This is a genomic window from Paraburkholderia metrosideri (assembly GCF_904848625.1).
Lineage (GTDB): Bacteria > Pseudomonadota > Gammaproteobacteria > Burkholderiales > Burkholderiaceae > Paraburkholderia > Paraburkholderia metrosideri.
In genome coordinates this window covers 172,027-192,729 of sequence record NZ_CAJHCP010000005.1, presented here as the reverse complement: position 1 = coordinate 192,729, position 20,703 = coordinate 172,027, and the positions used below count along the sequence as shown (strand labels likewise).

The 20,703-nt window shown below is 60.4% G+C and carries 15 protein-coding genes; 5 read left to right on the top strand and 10 right to left on the bottom strand.

What is annotated here, in order from left to right:
- Positions 1-51 precede the first annotated feature (51 nt).
- Complete coding sequence (acnD, locus tag LMG28727_RS11995; RefSeq protein WP_201642539.1) at positions 52-2,649, bottom strand: Fe/S-dependent 2-methylisocitrate dehydratase AcnD; 2,598 nt, start codon at positions 2,647-2,649, stop codon at positions 52-54.
- A gap of 283 nt (positions 2,650-2,932) precedes the next feature.
- Positions 2,933-4,102 carry a bifunctional 2-methylcitrate synthase/citrate synthase gene (gene prpC, locus LMG28727_RS11990; protein WP_201642538.1) on the bottom strand — a complete coding sequence of 390 codons (1,170 nt, stop codon included), beginning with the start codon at positions 4,100-4,102 and terminating at the stop codon, positions 2,933-2,935.
- A gap of 220 nt (positions 4,103-4,322) precedes the next feature.
- Between prpC and prpR the strand changes: the two genes are divergently transcribed.
- From prpR to LMG28727_RS11970, 4 genes are all read left to right on the top strand, one after another.
- Positions 4,323-6,284, top strand: a complete 1,962-nt coding sequence (gene prpR, locus LMG28727_RS11985; protein WP_201642537.1) for a propionate catabolism operon regulatory protein PrpR — start codon at positions 4,323-4,325, stop codon at positions 6,282-6,284.
- Between the two features lie 100 nt (positions 6,285-6,384).
- A complete protein-coding gene (locus tag LMG28727_RS11980) occupies positions 6,385-7,467 on the top strand; it encodes a tartrate dehydrogenase (RefSeq protein ID WP_201642536.1) in 1,083 nt (360 codons plus the stop codon).
- A gap of 379 nt (positions 7,468-7,846) precedes the next feature.
- Complete coding sequence (locus LMG28727_RS11975) at positions 7,847-9,205, top strand: MFS transporter (RefSeq protein WP_201642535.1); 1,359 nt, start codon at positions 7,847-7,849, stop codon at positions 9,203-9,205.
- A gap of 226 nt (positions 9,206-9,431) precedes the next feature.
- Positions 9,432-9,761 (top strand): hypothetical protein, encoded by a 330-nt coding sequence (locus LMG28727_RS11970; protein WP_201642534.1) that lies wholly within the window; start codon positions 9,432-9,434, stop codon positions 9,759-9,761.
- A gap of 64 nt (positions 9,762-9,825) precedes the next feature.
- Here the strand turns inward: LMG28727_RS11970 and LMG28727_RS11965 are convergent, their stop codons facing one another.
- The 6 genes from LMG28727_RS11965 to LMG28727_RS11940 form a co-directional block, all read right to left on the bottom strand.
- A complete protein-coding gene (locus LMG28727_RS11965) occupies positions 9,826-11,001 on the bottom strand; it encodes a glycoside hydrolase family 53 protein (protein WP_201642533.1) in 1,176 nt (391 codons plus the stop codon).
- 112 nt (positions 11,002-11,113) lie between these two features.
- Positions 11,114-13,078, bottom strand: a complete 1,965-nt coding sequence (locus LMG28727_RS11960) for a beta-galactosidase (RefSeq protein WP_201642532.1) — start codon at positions 13,076-13,078, stop codon at positions 11,114-11,116.
- Positions 13,079-13,116: 38 nt separating this feature from the next.
- Complete coding sequence (locus tag LMG28727_RS11955) at positions 13,117-13,968, bottom strand: carbohydrate ABC transporter permease (protein WP_201642531.1); 852 nt, start codon at positions 13,966-13,968, stop codon at positions 13,117-13,119.
- 19 nt (positions 13,969-13,987) lie between these two features.
- On the bottom strand, positions 13,988-14,893 hold the full coding sequence (locus tag LMG28727_RS11950; protein ID WP_201642530.1) for a carbohydrate ABC transporter permease: 906 nt from the start codon (positions 14,891-14,893) through the stop codon (positions 13,988-13,990).
- A gap of 66 nt (positions 14,894-14,959) precedes the next feature.
- Positions 14,960-16,219, bottom strand: a complete 1,260-nt coding sequence (locus LMG28727_RS11945; RefSeq protein ID WP_201642529.1) for an ABC transporter substrate-binding protein — start codon at positions 16,217-16,219, stop codon at positions 14,960-14,962.
- Positions 16,220-16,349: 130 nt separating this feature from the next.
- Positions 16,350-17,489, bottom strand: a complete 1,140-nt coding sequence (locus LMG28727_RS11940; protein ID WP_201642528.1) for an ABC transporter ATP-binding protein — start codon at positions 17,487-17,489, stop codon at positions 16,350-16,352.
- A 203-nt stretch (positions 17,490-17,692) separates the two neighbouring features.
- Here LMG28727_RS11940 and LMG28727_RS11935 point away from each other — a divergent pair, with 203 nt between their 5' ends.
- Positions 17,693-18,715, top strand: a complete 1,023-nt coding sequence (locus tag LMG28727_RS11935; RefSeq protein WP_201642527.1) for a LacI family DNA-binding transcriptional regulator — start codon at positions 17,693-17,695, stop codon at positions 18,713-18,715.
- Positions 18,716-18,734: 19 nt separating this feature from the next.
- On the opposite strand, the gene LMG28727_RS11930 is transcribed toward LMG28727_RS11935, so the two are convergent.
- Positions 18,735-19,454, bottom strand: a complete 720-nt coding sequence (locus tag LMG28727_RS11930) for a haloacid dehalogenase type II (RefSeq protein WP_201642873.1) — start codon at positions 19,452-19,454, stop codon at positions 18,735-18,737.
- Between the two features lie 73 nt (positions 19,455-19,527).
- Complete coding sequence (locus LMG28727_RS11925; RefSeq protein ID WP_201642526.1) at positions 19,528-20,703, bottom strand: L-rhamnonate dehydratase; 1,176 nt, start codon at positions 20,701-20,703, stop codon at positions 19,528-19,530.

Sequence of the window (20,703 nt, the reverse complement as noted above, 5' to 3'; positions counted from 1 at the left end):
CCATACCGCCCTGTGCTGCATTACGTTAGCCGTAGAACTGCATGCGGCAACTCAAGCCGCCGCTTTCGACGACTCAAGAAAGTCCTGCGCAAAGCGCTGCAACACGCCGCCGGCTTCATAGATGGAAACTTCTTCGGCGGTATCGAGCCGGCACGTCACCGGCACGTCCACCCGCTCACCATTCTTTCGATGAATCACCAGCGTCAGATCCGCACGCGGCGTGCGTTCGCCGATCACGTCGAAAGTCTCGGTGCCGTCGATACCGAGCGTCAGCCGGTTCACGCCCGCCTTGAATTCCAGCGGCAACACACCCATGCCGACGAGATTGGTCCGGTGAATCCGTTCGAAGCCTTCCGCCACGATCGCTTCCGCGCCGGCGAGGCGCACGCCCTTGGCCGCCCAGTCGCGCGACGACCCCTGGCCGTAATCGGCACCGGCAATCACGATCAGCGGCTGTTTGCGTTCCATGTAGGTTTCGATCGCTTCCCACATGCGCGTGACCTTGCCTTCAGGCTCGATGCGCGCCAATGAACCGGCCTTGACCTTGCCATCTTCGAGCACCATCTCGTTCTTCAATGTGGGGTTCGCAAAGGTCGCGCGTTGCGCCGTCAGATGATCGCCGCGGTGAGTCGCATACGAATTGAAATCCTCTTCGGGCAGCCCCATTTTTGCGAGGTATTCGCCCGAGGCGCTGTCCAGCAGAATCGCATTCGACGGCGACAGGTGATCGGTCGTGATGTTGTCGCCGAGCACGGCCAGCGGACGCATGCCTTTCAGCGTGCGCGCTCCAGCCAGCGCACCCTCCCAATACGGCGGACGACGAATGTAGGTGCTCATTTCACGCCAGTCGTAAAGCGGATTGGCCTTCTCGCCCGTATCGACAGAAACGGCGAACATCGGTTCGTATACTTTGCGGAATTGCTCGGGCTTCACACTCGACGCGACGATTGCATCGATCTCTTCATCCGTCGGCCAGATATCTTTCAACGTGACCGCATGACCGTCGGCATCGATACCGAGTACATCTTTCTCGATGTCGAACCGAATCGTGCCCGCAATCGCGTAAGCGACCACCAGCGGCGGCGATGCGAGAAAAGCCTGCTTCGCATACGGATGAATACGTCCGTCGAAATTGCGATTGCCGGACAGCACCGCAGTCGCATACAGATCGCGCTCGACCACTTCCTTCTGGATCACCGGGTCCAGCGCGCCGGACATGCCGTTGCACGACGTGCACGCATAAGCGACCACGCCGAAGCCGAGTTTCTCCAGTTCCGGCAGCAACCCTGCCTCTTCCAGATACAACGTGACCGCTTTCGATCCCGGCGCGAGCGACGTCTTCGCCCATGGCTTGCGGGTCAAACCGCGCCGGTTCGCATTACGCGCGATCAAGCCTGCGGCAATCATGTTGCGCGGGTTGTTAGTGTTCGTGCAACTCGTGATCGCGGCGATGATCACCGCGCCGTCCGGCATCAAGCCAGGCTCGTTCTCCACCTTGCCGCTAATGCCGCGCGCCGCCAGCTCCGAAACCGGCAGACGTCGATGCGGATTCGACGGGCCCGCGAGCGTGCGCACCACACTAGACAGATCGAACCTCAGCACACGTTCGTACTCGGCGCGCTTCAGCGTGTCGGCCCACAAGCCGGTTTGCTTCGCGTACGTTTCTACCAGCTTCACGAGTTCGTCGTCGCGGCCCGTGAGTTTGAGGTACTTGATGGTCTGTTCATCGATATAAAACATCGCGGCCGTCGCGCCGAATTCGGGCGCCATGTTCGCGATGGTCGCGCGGTCGCCGAGCGTCAGTTTGCTGGTGCCTTCGCCATAAAATTCGAGGTAGGCGCCGACCACTTTTTCCTTGCGCAGGAATTCGGTCAGCGAAAGCACGACGTCGGTTGCCGTAATGCCTTCGCCTGGCTTGCCGGTGAGTTCCACGCCGACGATATCCGGCAGCCGCATATAGGATGCGCGCCCGAGCATCACGCTTTCCGCTTCGAGCCCGCCGACGCCGATGGCGATCACGCCGAGCGCGTCGACCATTGGTGTATGCGAGTCGGTGCCGACCAGCGTATCGGGAAACGCCACGCCGTCTTTCACCTGCACGACCGGACTCATCCGCTCAAGATTGATCTGATGCAGGATGCCGTTGCCTGGAGGAATCACGTCGACATTCCTGAACGCGCGCTTGGTCCAGTTAATGAAGTCGAAGCGGTCTTCGTTGCGGCGATCTTCAATCGCGCGGTTCTTGTTGAACGCATCGGGATCGAAGCCGCCGCATTCGACCGCCAGCGAATGGTCGACTACGAGTTGCGTCGGCACGACCGGATTCACCATCGCCGGGTCGCCGCCTTGCGCGGCAATTGCATCGCGCAGGCCGGCGAGATCGACCAGCGCAGTCTGACCAAGAATGTCATGACACACCACGCGCGCCGGGAACCACGGAAAATCCAGCTCGCGCTTGCGTTCGATAATCTGCGTGAGCGACGCAGTCAGCGTTGCCGGATCGCAGCGGCGCACGAGATTTTCGGCCAGCACGCGTGACGTGTACGGCAGGGTGTCGTAAGCGCCGGGCTGGATCGCATCGACCGCGGCACGCGTATCGAAGAAGTCCAGCGAGGTGCCGGGAAGGCGTTTGCGGTTTGCAGTATTCATGGCGTAGGAAAGACAGTATTGATCCGGGGACGATGGCGGGGGCCAATCGCAATCCGCCGGGCCTTTTCCAGCGGTATTGCGCTGATGGACCGGTCGGACACTCTGGGTAGTTTATCGCTGGTTGAAAAGCCCGCGTTTGAACGTTGCGCTGTTTAGGCTGTGGGTTAGGCGATCACACACCCGCGTCGATAAAAAGCAGCCTTGGCCCGGGGTACTAGCGAGCCAAGGCCAAATTTCGCTGCATCGCCTTCCGGCGACGCAAGCGAGGAGAAATACGTCGCGATCAAACGCGTTTAGCCAGCGGCACGAACGGCAGATCGTCGGGTCCGGTGTAATTCGCGCTGGGGCGAATGATCTTGTTGTCGACCCGCTGCTCGATGATGTGCGCGCTCCAGCCGGCCGTGCGCGCGATCACGAAGAGCGGCGTGAACATCGCCGTCGGCACGCCCATCATGTGATAAGACACCGCGCTGAACCAGTCGAGATTCGGGAACATCTTCTTCGCTTCCCACATCACCGATTCGAGCCGCTCCGCGATGCTGAACAGCTTCGTGTTGCCCGCTTCCTTCGACAACTTCTTCGCGACTTCCTTGATGACCTTGTTGCGCGGATCGGAGATCGTGTACACCGGGTGACCGAAGCCGATCACCACTTCCTTGTTCTCGACGCGCCGGCGGATGTCGGCTTCGGCCTGGTCGGGCGTTTGATAGCGCGACTGGATCTCGAACGCGACTTCGTTGGCGCCGCCGTGTTTCGGGCCGCGCAGCGCGCCGATCGCACCGGTAATCGCCGAGTAAATGTCCGACCCTGTGCCGGCGATCACCCGGCCCGTGAACGTCGACGCGTTGAATTCATGCTCCGCGTACAGGTTCAGCGATACGTGCATCGCGTCGACCCACGCCTTCGACGGTTCCACGCCATGCAGCAGATGCAGGAAATGGCCGCCGATCGAATCGTCATCGGTCTCGACCTCGATGCGCTTGCCGTTGTGCGAGTAGTGATACCAGTACAGCAACATCGAGCCGAGCGAGGCCATCAGCTTGTCGGCGATATCGCGTGCGCCGGGCAGGTTGTGATCGTCCTTCTCCGGCAGCACGGTGCCGAGCACGGACACGCCGGTGCGCATCACGTCCATCGGATGGGCGGCGGCGGGGATCCATTCGAGCGCGGCCTTGACGTTCGCGGGCAGCCCGCGCATGCCCTTGAGCTTGGCCTTGTACGCAGTCAGTTCGGCCTGCGTGGGCAGCTTTTCGTGGACCAGCAGATAGGCGATCTCCTCGAATTCACACGCGCTGGCGATGTCGAGAATGTCGTAGCCACGGTAGTGCAGATCGTTACCGGTCTTGCCGACCGTGCACAGCGCGGTGTTGCCCGCCGTCACGCCAGACAGCGCGACGGATTTCTTCGGTTTGAAAGCGCCTTGGGCCGGCGTGCTGTTGTCTGCTTCGCTCATGTGTCTGTCTCCAGATTTTGTGGGGGTAGGCTTTTGATGTGAAGCCTTAAATGCAAAGAACGGGCCAGGCGTGCTGCCATGCGCTAAGTGCCTGATTTCACGTAAAGCAGCATCGTGGCAGCCTGTGCGTTTCATTTCAACAATGAAATCGAAATTTCAGATTGGAAACGGATACGCGCATAATGGCGAGACATCCGTTGCCTGACGCGAGCCCACTGCCTTGAGCACACCTCCTTTCGAACCCACCCAGCGTCCGCGCATCTGGGCCTTGAGCATCAGCCGGCTGCGCGATCTGTTCTTCGACATTGCGGGCGAATACGTCGAACGCGCTGACCTGCGCATCGTGTCGCACGCATTCGAAGACGCAGTCCGCGAGATTGAAGGCACAGGCGCGGGCCGTCCCGACGTCGTGATTGCTGGCGGCTCCAACGGCGCCTATCTGAAGACGCGCGTGTCGGTGCCGGTCGTGCGGATCAACCCGACCGGTTTCGACCTGATGCATGCGCTGGCACGCGCACGGCGTGACGGCGCGAAAGTGGCGCTGGTGACGCACGGCACCACACCGGATGAAGTACAGCGCTTCACGTCCGCCTATGCACTCGACGTCACGTTCGCGTCGTACCAGTCGGCGCAGGACGCGGAGAGCGTCGTGCTCGATCTGCGCGATCGTGGCGTCGACGTGGTGGTCGGCCCCGGACTCGTCACCGACCTCGCGGCCAATGCGGGCATGGGCGCGGTGTTTCTGTATTCGCGCGCGTCGGTGCGCGCGGCGTTCGACACCGCACTCGAAGTCGCACAAGCCACCCGCCGCGAATCGGTGCGCCGTCAACGGCTCGACAATCTGCTGCAGCATCTGCGCGACGGCGTCGTTGCACTCGACGCGCAAGGCCGCGTCGAAGCGATGAATCAGCGCCTGGCCAGCGTGCTCGGCATCGACGCAACGAAGGCCGTGGGCCGCGCGTTACTCGATCTCGCGCCCGATCTCGCCGGCAGTCTGCCGGACGCGGATGGCGACACGTTCTGCACGGTTCGCGGCGCGAGCTATGTCGTGCATCGCGGACCACTTGCCAGTAGCAACGCCGCAGCGGGGACCGTGTTGACGTTTCAGGAGTCGCGCGCTGTCGAACGACTCGATCGCACGTTGCGTTCGCGACAACGGGTGCAGCAGTTCAGCGCGCGTTACCGGCTAGGCGATATCGTCGGCGCGTCCGAATCGATTGAACGGGTACGCACGCTGGTGCAGCGCTATGCGAGGTCCGACGCCACCGTGCTGATTCTCGGCGAGAGCGGGACCGGCAAGGAAATGGTCGCGCAGAGCATGCATCAGTTGAGCGCACGACGCGACTTCGCGTTTGTCGCCATGAATTGCGGTGCGTTTCCCGAGGCGTTGCTGGAAAGCGAGTTGTTCGGCTACGAGGAAGGCGCATTCACCGGCGCGCGCAAGGGCGGCAAGGCGGGGCTGATCGAAGTCGCGCATCGCGGCACGCTGTTTCTCGATGAGATCGGTGAAATGCCGCTGTCGTTGCAGAGCCGGCTGTTGCGCGTGCTACAGGAGCGTGAAGTGGTACGCCTGGGTTCGACGGAACCGATGCGCGTGGATATTCGCGTGGTTGCAGCGACGCATCGCGCGTTGACCGAAGGCATCGAGGCGGGAAGTTTTCGGGCCGACCTCTACTATCGGCTGAACATTCTGAGCATTGCGTTGCCGCCACTGCGCGAGCGCCCCACCGACCTGCTGCCGCTCGCCGTCGAACTGCTGCTGCAAGCCGCCGCGCGTGAGCCGAGGCTCGCCGCTCACCTGCCCGATGCGGCCGCTGCCGAACGGGTGCTCGCCGCCCTTGCCGCGCCATTGCGACGTTACGCATGGCCGGGGAATGTGCGCGAGTTACAGAACGTGATCGAAAGAATTGCGGTCGAACTCGCCGACATGGAGATGCTGCCTGACGGCGCCACCATTCTCACGCGCGACATGCTGCGCACTATTGCACCGGAAATTGTCGACCAGCCAGTCCGCACGAAACAGACAGCGCTCACGTTGCGCGAACGCAGTCGTCACGTGGAAGCCGATCAGATCCGCGCTGCGCTCGCGGCACACGGCGGCGATCGGGATGCAGTGTGCGAGGCACTCGGTATCAGCAAGACGACGTTATGGCGCAAGCTGAATGCGGGGCGCAGTGAGTAACGTCGTCATCGCCGTAGGTTAAAACGTCATTTCCTGCTGGAGCCGCAGGAATAAAATGGCCGGCACTGGATTATCGAAAACCCCATAGGAGGAGCACGAGATGTCGAAGAAATATCGGATCGCAGTCATCCCCGGCGACGGCATCGGCGTCGAAGTCATGCCCGAAGCCCTTCGCGTGCTGGATGCAGTCAGGCAGCGCTTCGGCATCGAACTCGAGTATCAGCACATTGCCTGGGCGAGTTGCGACTACCACGCGAAGCACGGCAAGATGATGCCCGACGACTGGAAAGCCCAACTGCAATCCGTCGACGCCATTCTGTTCGGCGCAGTGGGCTGGCCGGACACCGTCCCTGATCACATCTCGTTGTGGGGTTCGCTGCTGAAGTTCCGTCGCGAATTCGATCAGTACATCAACCTGCGTCCAGCGCGTCTTTTTGCCGGCGTGCCTTCGCCGCTCGCGGGACGCAAAGCGGGCGACATCGATTTCTGGATTGTGCGTGAGAACACCGAGGGCGAATATTCGTCAGTGGGCGGCGTGATGTTCGAAGGCACCGAGCGCGAATTCGTGCTGCAGGAATCGGTGTTCACGCGGCATGGCAGCGAGCGCGTGCTGAAGTTCGCATTCGATCTGGCGCAACGTCGCGAGCGCAAGAAGATCACCGTCGCGACGAAAAGCAATGGCATTGCGATCAGCATGCCGTGGTGGGACAAATGTGCAGCCGGCGTCGCGGCACAGTATCCCGATGTGACGTGGGACAAACAGCATATCGACATTCTGTGCGCGCGTTTCGTGCTGAACCCCGATCGCTTCGACGTGGTGGTCGCGACCAATCTGTTCGGCGATATTCTGTCCGATCTCGGCCCTGCGTGCACCGGCACAATCGGCCTCGCGCCGTCGGGCAATCTGAATCCGGATCGCAAGTTTCCTTCGCTATTCGAACCGGTACACGGTTCGGCGCCCGACATCGCCGGCCAGAACATCGCGAATCCGATTGCGATGATCTGGTCGGCCGCCATGATGCTCGACTTCCTCGGTCATTCCGAAGGCAAGGAACGCGACGCGCACGACGCGATTCTCGCGGCCATCGAGGCGACGCTGGCTGAAGGCCCTCATACCGGCGACCTCGGCGGCAAAGCGAATACGACGGAAGTCGGTGAGGCTATCGCGGCAAAACTCGCCTGACTCCGCGTCGCCCGTATCACGCTCGATAAGAGCCGCATCAGCCCGGCAGCGGTGACGCCCGTTTCGTGCGTGGCACTCGGGTTCCGCGTAGTATCAGCCGTCAACCTGTCCGGGTATTATTCACTGTCCAGGCGTAGCGGGCCCGATGCGCTGCAGGCATTCCAGCGCACCGCGGGTAACGCGCCCGGCACGGCAGGTGCAGCGCGCGTTACTACCGCCGCGGCAGCGATGGGCGACGGCTTTCCAGAGTGTGCCGCCCTCGTCGAGCGGCCAGTTTGCCGCCGGTGCAGGCATCGTGCAGCGCTTCCAAACGGCGTACGATCGTATAAGAAAGAAAAGGCTCGTCATCACGGGCCTTTTCGCAATCAGGAGACCCTTTATGAGCCGCAGCAACGCTGTGAATGTTCAAACCTTCATCAACGAACATCCGTTTTCGCCGTTTCAGTGGCTGATCTTTTTCATGTGCTTCATCATCGTCCTGCTGGACGGTTTTGACACGGCCGCCATCGGCTTCATTGCGCCTTCGCTGATCTCCGAATGGGGCATTCCCAAACCGGCGCTCGCGCCCGTGCTGAGCGCCGCGTTGTTCGGTCTCGCTTGCGGCGCGCTCGTGTCAGGCCCGCTGTCCGACCGGCTCGGCCGCCGCTCGATGCTGCTCGGCTCCGTGCTGCTGTTCGGTGTGGCCTGTTTTGGCTCGGCCTTCTCCACCGGCATCGAGCAACTCACCATCTTGCGTTTCATCACGGGCGTGGGCCTCGGCGCGGCCATGCCGAACGCCGTGACGATGATGGGCGAGTACTGCCCCGACCGCCGCCGCGCAACCGTGATCAATCTGATGTTCTGCGGGTTTCCGCTAGGCGCGGCATTCGGCGGCTTCCTTGCCGCGTGGATGATCCCGCATTTCGGCTGGCGCAGCGTGCTGCTGCTCGGCGGCGTCACCCCGCTTCTGCTGATGATTCTGCTGCTTGCCAAACTGCCGGAATCGGTCCGTTACATGGTGGCGAATCACAAGCCGGTGGAACGGATTCGTGCAGCGCTTGCCCGCATCTCCGGAGACGCCGTGCAAGCCGGCACCTTCACGATGACCGAAACCGCGCCGCAAACCGGCGGCAAGGGATTAGGCGTGGTGCTGTCGCGCTCTTACATCATCGGCTCGGTGATGCTGTGGCTCGCCTATTTCATGGGCCTCGTCATTTTCTACGCGTCGATCAACTGGATGCCGATTTTGTTGAAGGACGCCGGCCTCACGCCAGAACGCGCGACGCTGATTTCAGCACTGTTCCCGCTTGGTGGCGTCGGCGCAGTGTTGTGCGGGTTGCTGATGGACCGCTTCAACGCGAACCGCATCATTGCCGCCTGCTATGCGTTGACTGCGGTGAGCGTGTACTTCATCGGCCAGGCCGTTGGCAATGTCGGCGCGCTGGTGTTTATCGTGTTCGTCGCCGGCGTGTTGATGAATACCGCGCAATCGTCAATGCCGGCACTCGCCGCTGCTTTTTATCCGACCCAGGGTCGCGGCACGGGTGTCGCGTGGATGTTGGGTATTGGGCGTTTTGGCGGGATTGCGGGTTCGTTTCTGGTGGCTGAATTGACGCGCCGCCATTTCACGTTTGGCGGGATTTTCGCGATGGTCGCGGTAGCGGGCCTGGTTTCATGCGTGGCGTTGCTGATCAAGCAGGCTGCCCGGCCGCATGTGGCGACGGGCAATGCCGCGAAGGCCGAGTCGTTCGGCCATTAAGACGGGGGAAGGCATTGGCGGTGTGCTGGTGCTGGTCTTCTTTCGTTGCACGTCGAACCGGGCGGCGGCATCCATGAAACTGGGATGCCGCCTTTTGTGCCTGCCGCAAAAAAAGCGCGCCGTGCGACTTCCCGGTAAACTGCCGGGTTGCTTGCCCCTCCGGTCGCCGCAGCCGTGAACCCCGCCGCTGCCGCACCCTCGCTCATCTAACGACAGGATTCTGGTAATGAAACGCGTAGTCGTATCCGCGCTGCTGGCGGTGTGCCTCGCGCAACCGGCGGCTCAAGCCGTGGCGCAAACGGTCAGCGGTCAATGTTTCGCGCTCGGCGATATTGCCGGTCAGGTCGCGTCGTGGCGTGCGCACAAGAAGACGAAGGCACAGGCGCTCGATCAGGCCGCGAAGTACTATAAAGACCCCGACGACCGTCAGGCGGTCAACGCGATCATCGAGAAAATCTATGCGCCGAACGCGCCGCACATGACGCCCGATCAGGCGAGCATGGCGGTGTCGGCAGACTGCGCCAATCAGCAAAAAGGGCAAACGCCCGCGCAGTAATGCATGTCGTCAATGCGGGTTGCGCGGCGACGAATTCCGCTGCCGCCGCGCCGGCCCCACGGTATTAGCGCTTCCGGAACGCGTCCAGCGAGGTCAGCGCATTGCCCTTGAAGTCGAACACCGTATTGTTGTCCCACTGATCGCCGGCCCCGGCTTTCCAGCCGACATTCGGCGTCGGAATCCACTCCGGCTCCCACCAGAACACGCCTTTGCCGTGGCCATCGGGAATCGCTTTGACGATATCCGTCACCGCGCCGAGGAATTGCGTCTGGCCAGCCGGCGTCTGCGGATAAGTCGAGGTCCCGACATTGGTCATTGCGTTGGGTTCGGAGTCGCCATCACTGGTGGTCCACGGATACGCGGTCTCGACCACCATCACGTCCTTGTTGTAGCGCGTCGCCAGATCGTTCGCGTTGTTCTGCAGATCGCTCAGCGAACCCTGCCACTGCGGGTAATACGACAGACCGATCACGTCGAACGTCACACCTCGCTGCGTCGCGGCATCGAACCACCAACGGCTCTTTGCGTTGTCGCCACCGCTGTCGATATGCAGCATCACCTTGGTGCGTTCGTCGACAGATTTAACCGCGTCATGCCCCGCTTTCAGCAATTGTGCGAGGTTGTCGAGTTGATCGTATTTGCCGAGCGGCCACAGCATGCCACCGGTAATTTCATTGCCGATCTGCACCCACTCTGGATGAACGCCATCGCGCGCGAGCATAGTCAATACGTTCGACGTGTACTCGTATAGCAACGCGCAGGTTTCCACGATGTCCTTACCGGCCCATGCGTGTGGCGGATACTGCTTGCCCGGATCGGCCCACCAGTCGCTGTAATGGAAGTCGATCAGCACCCGCATACCCAGCGCCGTCGCACGACGTGCCAGCACGCGCACATGTTCGGCATTGTTGTAACCGGCTGCGGGACTCTGATTGGCCGGAAAGAAATCCGGATTGCCGGGATCGTTCCAGACCTTGATCCGGATCGAATCGACGCCGTGGTTCTTCAGCAGCCTTAGACAGTCCTGCCTCTCGCCGTGCTCGTAAAACTTCGCGCCGTTCGCTTCCAGTTCAAGTAGCGTCGACACATCCGCGCCCACTGCAACGCGGCCGCCGTGCGCTGGCTGTCCCGACGATTCGCGCTCCGCCGCCAGGGCTACGGCGGGCGCACCGATCGTCGCGCCGACGCCAGCCGCTGCCGCTGTCGAAGCCAGCCATCCCAGCATTTCTCTTCGGTTCATCCGTCATCCTCCATCGATTGAATGGCAGCTCTTTCAAGGCTGCCTGGTCCGGTTTCAAGCGTCTGACTCTGAATGCCAACCTGCTAACTACCGTCTTACAATGCGATCCGATTCAGGCGTCTTTCCATGCGCAAACGTCGCCGGTATTCAAACCCGGTTGCCCGAGTACAAAGACCGCATTGGCCGGGGCGGGTGCCTGCACCTGTTCTGCGCCGAAGTTGAACGCAAAGGTCAGCTCGCCGCGACGGCGGACGCGCAAACCATCGGCGAGTAATTGCGTGTCGAGGCCTGCGTCGTGCGCGGCCTGCTGCAATACCGTGCGATGCAGCGCGTGCGACAACCACGCCGCCACGTAGCGAACCTTGCCGTGCGAGAGAAGCGCGGGCCATTCATCGGCGAACTGTGCGGCAATGCGGGTCGCGCCGTTGGCCCGAACATGCTCGCGCCAATAGATCGCCGTGCCATCGGTGCCGCCGACAGACAACGCAGGCGTAAGCGACGGACGCAACGATTCGACTTCGAGCACCTGCATCGGCAACACGCGCTGCAATGCGCCTGGCGGGAGGTTGCCGGGAATCGCGAAGGCTTCCGTTTTGGAGCCGCTGCGTGGGCCGAAAACCCACTGCGCGTCGCTGCGTTCGATCTGCGCGACGAGCGCATCGTCGATGACCGCGAGGCTCGGCACGACCACCAGGCGATACCCTGAAAGATCAGCGCGGCTCGACACGATATCGACGTCGAGTCCGAGTTCACGCAGCGATTCGTAGTAATCGAACACCAGTGTCTGATAATCGAACGTCTTGCCATGACGCTGGATTTCGAACATCCATTGCGTTTCATAATCGAACAGGATCGCGGTCGCCGCACGCGCCGGCGCACCGAGTGTCGACAGTGCCGAGGAATTCGCAATCTCGCGCGCCGCCTGCTGCACTTCGAGCCCGCCCGGCGACAACTCGTTGTTCGGCAAATTCAGCCCGGAATGCATCTGCTCCTGCGCATACGGGCACTGACGCCAGCGGAAATACGACACCAGTTCCGCACCGTGCGCGAAGGCTTCGTACGCCCACAGTCGAACCATGCCTTTCGCAGGCACCGGATTCCACGGCGCCCAGTTCACCGGGCCTGCCTGCTGTTCCATCACCCAGAAGCGCCCGCCGCCGACGGCGCGATAGCGGTCGTGATCGAATGCAGAAACGTCGGGATGCGCAGTGCGTGCGAAACGCGCTTTCTGCTCTTCCGGCAACGCAATCGATTCCGTGCGCGCGATCGGGTAACTGTCCCACGACGCGACGTCGATCGCGTTGTCTTTCACGAAATCGTAGTGATCGAACGTCGTGAAAAAGCCCATGAAGTTATGCAGCAAATCTGCATTTGGCGCATGACGTCGCAATACATCGATCTGCTCGCGATGAAAACTCGCGACTTCATCGGACATGAAGCGCCGGAAGTCGAGCAGATGAATCGGATTCGCATCGGTCGGCGTGAGGTTCGGCAATCCGATCGATTCGAACGACGGGTACTCCATGCTCCAGAACACATTGCCCCACACGTCATTCAAGCGTGCGACGGTTTCATAACGCTGCTTTAGCCATTTCTGGAAACGCTCGAGTGCGGCGCCCGAATAACTCGGCACCGTCTCATGACAACCGAGTTCATTGTCGGTCTGCCATGCAACGATGGAAGGATGACGTCCGTAACGTCCGGCCATCGCGTCGACAATACGCAGGCATTCGCGCCGGTACGTGTCGCTCGAAATGTCGTAATGGCGACGCGAGCCGAAGTTCCAGCGCGTCCCGTCTGCACGCACCGGCAACACGTCCGGATGCGCGTCGATCAGCCATCTCGGCGGCGAAGCGGTCGGCGTGCCGAGTACCAGTTTCAGTCCTGCGCCCGCCAGCGTTTCGACGGCTTCGTCGAGCCATTGCCATTCGTATTCGCCGGCGCGCGGTTCCATCCGGCTCCACGCGAATTCAGCAATACGTACGTGCGTAATGCCGAGTTCGACCATACGCTTTGCATCGTCGGCCCACATGTCGCGCGGCCATTGTTCCGGGTAATAACACACACCAAGTTGCATGAGAGAAGTCTCGTTGTTAGTTGACGTCGAGCGGGCGCTCAGCCTTTGCTCGCACCAAAAGTCAGGCCGGCGACGAAATGCCTTTGCATCGCGAAGAACATCAGCACAGAAGGCAATGCGGCGAGTACCGAGCCTGCGGCGACCAGGTTCCACGCGGTCGTCCATTGCCCTTTGAGCGCGGCAACCCCGACCGTGATTGGCGCGGCGTCATCACCTTGCGTGAGGCACAAAGCCCAGAAGTAATCGTTCCACACGAAGGTGAACACCAGGATGCCAAGCGCCGCGAGCGCGGGACGGATCAGCGGCAGTACGATGCGCAAATAGACCGTCCATTCACTCGCCCCTTCCACTCGCGCAGCTTCGATCATCTCGAACGGCAACTGCTTGATGAAGTTACGCAGAAACAGCGTGCAAAAGCCGGTCTGAAACGATATGTGAAAAATCACCAGCGCCCACAGGGTATTGAAGAGCCCAACCTTCAGCGCCATGTCGCGCACCGGAATCATCAGGATTTGAATAGGCACGAAATTGCCGGCGACGAATGCGAATAGCACCGCGGTATTGCCCGGAAAGCGATAGGTCGCCAAAGCAAAACCCGCCATCGACGCCAGCACGATGGCACCGATCACCGAAGGCACCGTAATTAGCACGCTGTTGGTGAAGTAATGCAGCATCGGCGTTTGCGTGAGTGCGGTGCCATAGTTTTCTATTAGCGCGAAATGCTTTGGCCAGCCCCAGTAATCGCCTTGCGACAGCTCGTCGGAAGAACGGATCGACGTCACGAGAACAGCAAGCATCGGCAATAACCAGATCAGCAACGCAATCGGCAATGACACTTTGTAGAGCGCGCGATTGAGCGGTTTCCAGCGTTCGACGGGAAGTGGATACATGACACGCAACTCCTGAAAATCAGCGTTCTTCGCGCAGCATGCGGCGAAGATGGAACACGATGTAGACGAGCATGATGGCGAACAGAACGACGGCAATCGCAGCGGAATAGCCCTCGCGGTAGTACTTGATCGCCTGGTCGTACATGTAGTAAGCGAGCACGGTGGAACTGTCGAATGGACCGCCGCCACTCATCACCGCAATCAGATCGAAGCTGCGCAATGCGCCGATCACGGTCAGCACAACCGCCATGAAAGTCGCGGGGCGCAATTGCGGAAGAATCACGTGCCACAGCAGACGCAAACCTTTCGCCCCCTCCATCCGCGCGGCTTCGACCACTTCAGGATTGATACCCGTCAGGCCCGTGAGATACAGCACCATGCAAAATGGTGTTTGCGGCCACAGTGCAGCGAAAATAATGCCGAACGTCACCGTGCGCGGATCGCCGAGCACGGGAATGCCGTGTCCGACAATCAGGCGCAGAAGACCAAAGCCGGGGTCATAAAACCAGCTGAACACGAGACCGACCACCACCCCCGACAGCACGAAAGGCGCGAAGAACAGCGACTTCACCACCCGCATCCCACGAACATGCTGGTTCAGGTACAACGCGAACATCAGGCCTAGGGGCGGCGCCAGCAGAAATAGTGCAAGCCAGATCAGGTTGTTCTTCAGCGCCGTATAAAACGTATCTGAATGAAATAGCTCGATGTAATTGCCGAGACCGATAAAGGTCTTTGGCGTCATGCCGTCCCAGTTAAAAAAACTGAGCGAAATGCTGCTGATAATCGGATAAACCACGCACAGGCAAAACAATGCACAGCCCGGCAACAGAAAGAAAAACGCGGCACGGTGCTGATGACGGCGCGTCGTAGAGGCGTGACGGCGCCGGGCCGCGGGTAAGCGGCTCGCTGTGGAATGAGACATGGATCGAGCCTCGTCGGAAATCTAACGCGAACGCCGGCCGCTACTGCATGGCCGGCGCTTCGGGACTTACTTCTGATAGATGCGCTTACGCGTTGCTTCGAGGCGTGCGAGCACAGCGTCGAGTTGCGACGGATCGCTATAGAACTGTTGCATGGCCTTCATGCCTTCGTCGGCCATTTCCTTCTGCATGTCCCGGTCATAGAACTGGGCGATACCGCCCTTGGTATTCGCGAGCGTCTGGAAGCCGACCTTCGAGATCGCGTCTTCAGGTTCGGCAGACTGACTGTTCGACGGCAATTGACCCCAACCCTTTGCGAGTTCCGCGTTGATCTTCGGCTGTTCCATGAAGGCCAGCAGCTTGCGGGCGTCGGCCTTGTTCTTGGCCTTCGCCGGAACCAGCAGCACGTTGACGGGGCCGTCTTCGGCCATCGGCACATTGGCGTCGATCACCGGGAAACGGAAGAAGCCGGTTTGCTCCTTGATGGAAGGCGGAATGCTCGCCGAGAAGAACGTGCCCATCAACATCATCGACGCCTTGCCGTTGACGAGGAACGGCGCGATCGAGTCGAGATCGTACGACAGCGCGTTGTCGATAAAGTAGTGGTCGTCGATCAGCGTCTTCCACGTCGTGTAGACCTTCTTCACGCGCGGATCGGTGTAGGGAATTTCGCCCGCCATCAACTGCTGATGGAACGCGTTGCCGTTGATGCGCAGATTGAGGTAGTCGAACCATGCGGCAAGCGTCCAGCTATCGCGCGCGGCCACGGCGATCGGCGCAACGCCGATTGCCTTCAGCTTCTTGTTGGCTTCGAGAAACTCATCCCACGTTTTCGGCTCGCTCTTGATCCCCGCTTTCTCGAACAGATCCTTGCGATAGAAGAAGCCGTACGCGTCATAGCCGAGCGGCGCTGCGTACTGTTTGCCCTTATAGGTCGACGCTTCCTTCACCGACGCGTACTGTTGCGACCAGCCGTTCTTGCTCCAGTCGGTCGACAGGTCTTCGAGCAGGCCGCGTTGCGCGTAATACGCCATGCGTTCGCCGTCGTGCCAGGAGACGACATCTGGCGGATCGGTGGCGAGCCAGCCACCCATCTGCACCTTGTACGCTTCTTCGGTGATGTACGTCACCTTGAGATCGATATCGGGATTGGCTTTCTTGAACTGGTCGAACGCGTCCTGCCACGTCGAGCGCTGATTCCCGCGTGCCGATACGTTGACCGTCAGCGTGGCGGCGTCGGCATCGGCCGCGACGCCAGCGAATGTGCCGGCAACCAGCGCGGTGGCAACCGTCAGCTGTGCAAGACGGCGAAGGCGAAGAGCAATCATCTTGTGTCTCCTTGACTACCTTGTTGACCGACGGCGGACGGTACGTACCGCTGTCGGCGAAGTAACCCGCTCTGTGGCGGAATTCAATCTGCTGAACCCGCTGGACCGGCTCAGCACCCTACTCGATCGTTCACGCGGTCACGCGTTCGGGCTCGAACGCGCTGCGGCGTAAAGCGATTCCATCCGCGTCGAACAGATGACAGGCGGAAGGCGGAACGTGAATGCGAATGCGCTCGCCCGAACCGATCAGCGTGTCGCCGGCGGCCTTGGCGATCAGCGTGCCGGTCGCGTAGTCGGCGTGAATGTAGCTGTGCTCGCCAAGGCGTTCGGATAGCACCGTCGCGCACTGGACAAACTGGTCATCGCCGTCGAGCTGCAAGTGTTCCGGCCGCACGCCGAGCGTCACCTTCTGACCGCGTTGAAGGCGCTGGCCATCCACGTTGGCGACCAGCTTCTCGCCGCTTTGCGGCAATACCACCGTGACGCTGCCCGGCGCGATCGAATCGACCGTTGCGTCGATGAAATTCATGCGGGGCGAGCCGATAAAGCCCGCCACAAAGCGCGACTTTGGGTGGTGATACAGCTCCAGCGGTGCGCCCGATTGCGCGATGCTGCCGTAGCGCTCGGCGTCTGCGCCGGCATGCAGCAACACGATGCGGTCGGCGAGCGTCATCGCTTCGACCTGATCGTGTGTCACGTAGACCACGCTTGCATCCGCGAAACGCTGGTGCAGGCGCGCAATTTCAACGCGAGTCTGGCCACGCAACGCGGCATCGAGATTCGACAACGGTTCATCGAACAGGAACACGCCCGGCTCGCGCACAATCGCGCGGCCAATCGCAACACGCTGACGCTGTCCACCCGACAGCGCTTTCGGATAGCGCTGCAGATAGTCGTCCAGTTGCAGAATGCGCGCGGCTTCACGCACTTTCCGATCGATCACATCCTTGGGTTGCTTCGCGAGCTTCAAACCGAACGCCATGTTGTCGAACACGGTCATGTGCGGGAACAGCGCGTAGCTCTGGAACACCATCGCCACGCCACGCTGTGCCGACGGCACGTCGTTCACCAGACGTCCACCGATATGCAACTCGCCTTCGCTCAGGTCTTCGAGACCGGCGATCATCCGTAACAGGGTCGACTTGCCACAGCCGGACGGGCCGAGGAAGACACAGAACTCGTGCTGCGCGATCTCGAGATTGACGCGCCGGATCACCGGCGGATGATCGCCGTATGACTTCTGCACATCCGTCAAACGAATTGTCGCCATGCTGCCTCCGTAGGATTTAACCGCTTAAATTTTACAAAAAAATAAGCAGCCAGGCCTTGTGCAGTCGGCATTTAATCGCTTAAATTCGAGTTCGAGGGAAGAAGTCATGGTGGGTGTCTCCGGATGTTTTCCAGAAAGTTATCAATGTCGCCCAATGCTTGCAACATTTGAATCACTTTCCCTAAATATGGGATAAATCGAAAATGGTCACGTTGTCCGAAGTCGCGAAGCGCGCGCACGTCACCGCCGCCACCGTCTCAAACGTGTTGCGCAACCGCGAGAAGGTCCGCCCCGAAACTGCCGAGCGCGTGCTGAAAGCGATCGACGAATTGGGCTACCGGCCCAACCTGAACGCCCGCGCACTGGCCGAGGGTCGCTCGTCGACGCTGGCGTTGATGCTGTCGAATATTTCGAACCCGTTTTATCCGGAGTTCGTGCTGGCCGCCGAACGCGCCGCGCGCAAAGCCGGCCATTTCCTGATGGTCTGCAATACCGACGACGACGCTGAAATCGGCCGCGCCTATCTGAACCAGATCGCCGGCACGCTGGCCGACGGCGTGCTCGTGATGAACACGGACATTGCGATCAACGATCTCTGCGCGTCCGCCACGCACAGCGCGCCGATTCTGCTTGCGATGTGGGAGCACCCCGAGTCGCCGCCCGCGCTACCCTGCATTGCCGTGGATTTCGCACTTGCCGGCGAACTGGCCGCGCGGCATCTGCTGGAACTGGGTCATCGCGAGATCGGCCTGTTGATCGGCGATGGTTGCGGCGGTTTGCAGGACGCGCGTTCGAATGGCTTTCGCGCGGCGATGCGCGCAGCCGGCATCGAAGCGGATGCGGCTGCGGTGCTGCAAATCCGCGACTCGATCGACGCAGGCTACGCCGCGTGCATGCAATTGATGGCAAACCGGCCGCACCTGAGTGCGATTTTCGCGACCAACGACCTGCTCGCGATCGGCGCAGTGCAAGCGCTGATCACGTTGGGCCGCAGAGTGCCGGACGATGTGTCGGTGATCGGCATTACCGACATTCAACTCGCGCACCAGGTACACCCAGCGTTGACGACCGTCGCGATCCAGACGGCGGCGGTCGCGGAGTTGTCGATTGACTGTCTTATACGGTTGATCCAGACGCCCGAGCAATCGCCGTCGATGGTGATCGGGCCGCCTCCGGAACTCGTGGTTCGCGCATCAACGGGGCCTTGCAGCAAGGGTTATTTCTAGCTGCCTTGCTTGATGCGCGTTAGCGTTTCTGTGCCTGATGCATTTTCACGAGATCGGCCATGCTATTAAAGCGAAAGTCGATAGTCGGCTGCGAGCCTGGGTCCATCGTCGCACCAAAACCCTCTTTCGCGTGCCGCCGGCAAATCCAGCATGAAGCAAGACCGAATTGATTCGCAGGCTGGTGATCGTGGAACAGGCTCTCCGCAGTGTGCAGAATCGTGTCTTTGTGGATGCCGCGCTCGCCCAGCTTCTCCAGCATGTATTCGAAATTACGCGGCGACGGCTTATAGGAGCCGATATCTTCGGCCGTGAAGATCGCGTCGAATTCGACCTGCAATTTCGGGTTGCTAAAGCTGAAGCTCTCGTTATCGATGTTCGACAGAATGACGAGCTTGAAGTGCTGCTTCAGATAACGCAATGCAGCGGCCGAATCGTCGAATGCAGGCCAGTTCCTGATGGACTGGCCGTACGCGATACATTCGGCAAGCGTGTACGGCGCCTGCCATTCTTCTGCCAGACGCTTGTACACGACAGGTAGCAATTCCTGATAACGCCGCTGAGGCGTGTACTTCTGCTGCGACGACTCGTGTCGCGCATGCGCTTCGAGCACCTGATCGCGCGTAAGCGGCGACCCGACACGTTCAAGAAGCGGGCGTAATCCTTCGAAAATACCCGTCTCCCAGTCGATCAGGGTTCCATAGCAATCGAAGGTCAGCGTATCGAAGTCAGCCAGTTTCATGCCTGTTTTCTCGCTGTTATTCGACTCATCCGGTGCCCCCATGTCGCCGATCCTCTTCGTGTAGCAGAATGCCTTATTCGACGATGTTGAAGTCAGCAAGATGCTTGTCGCTCAACGTAATGCCGAGACCCGGCGTATCGTCGGACAATTGCAGAAAGCCTTTCTCGGGACGCGGCTCGCCGTCGAAGATGTAGTAGAACAATTCATTGCCGACTTCCACATCGAATACGGGGAAGAACTCCGACATCGGGCTCGCAGTACTCGACATGGTCAGGTGATAGTTATGCATTTGACCCGCGTGCGGGATCACCGGCACTGACCACGCTTCGGCCATCGCATTGATCTTTTGTGCCGCGGTAATGCCGCCAACGCGGTTCGTGTCGTACTGAATCACATCGACTGCGCGGCGTTCGAGCAGATCCTTGAAACCGTAGCTCGTGAATTCGTGTTCCCCACCGGAAATCGGCGTGATGTTCAGCTTCTTCAGTTCCTGATACCCCTCGACATCGTCGCCAATCACCGGTTCTTCGATCCAGCGCGGATTGAATTGCGCGAGGCGCGGCAGTATGCGTCGCGCGTATTCGAGCGTCCAGCCCATATAGCATTCAAGCATGATGTCGACTTCGTCGCCGACCAGTTCGCGCAATAGGCGTACCTGTTCGATATTTTTCGCCATTCCCTTCGGGCCGTCTTTCGGACCATAGCCGAAGCGCATCTTCATCGCGGTGAAACCGTCTTCCAGATAACCCTGTGCCTCGCCGAGGAACGCGTCGCGATCGTCGTTGTTATAGAGCTTCGACGCATAGCACCAGATCTTTTCTTTAGTGCGGCCTCCGAGCAGTTTGAATACCGGCTTCTTCACTGCCTTGCCCATGATGTCCCATAGCGCGATGTCCACCGCTGAGATCGCCGCCATGCCAATCCCTTTACGACCCCACGCAAGCGTGCGGCGATACATCTTCTGCCAGATGTACTCGTTGTCGAACGGGTCTTCGCCAATCGCAATCGGCGCGAGGTATTCGTCGATGATCTGCTTGGCGATGCGCGGTGCAAGCGCGCAATTTCCGATACCGATCGTACCGTCATCGCATTCGATTTCCACTACCAGCCAACCGTGGAAACGGAATGAACCCATCGCATCGCCACGCTCGTAAAGAATGTCTACCGCGTTCGTGCAGAAATGCGGCTGCGGCGGCACGACCTTACCTTTCCATTCAAAGACGCGCGTGCGGATATGCTTGATTTTCAT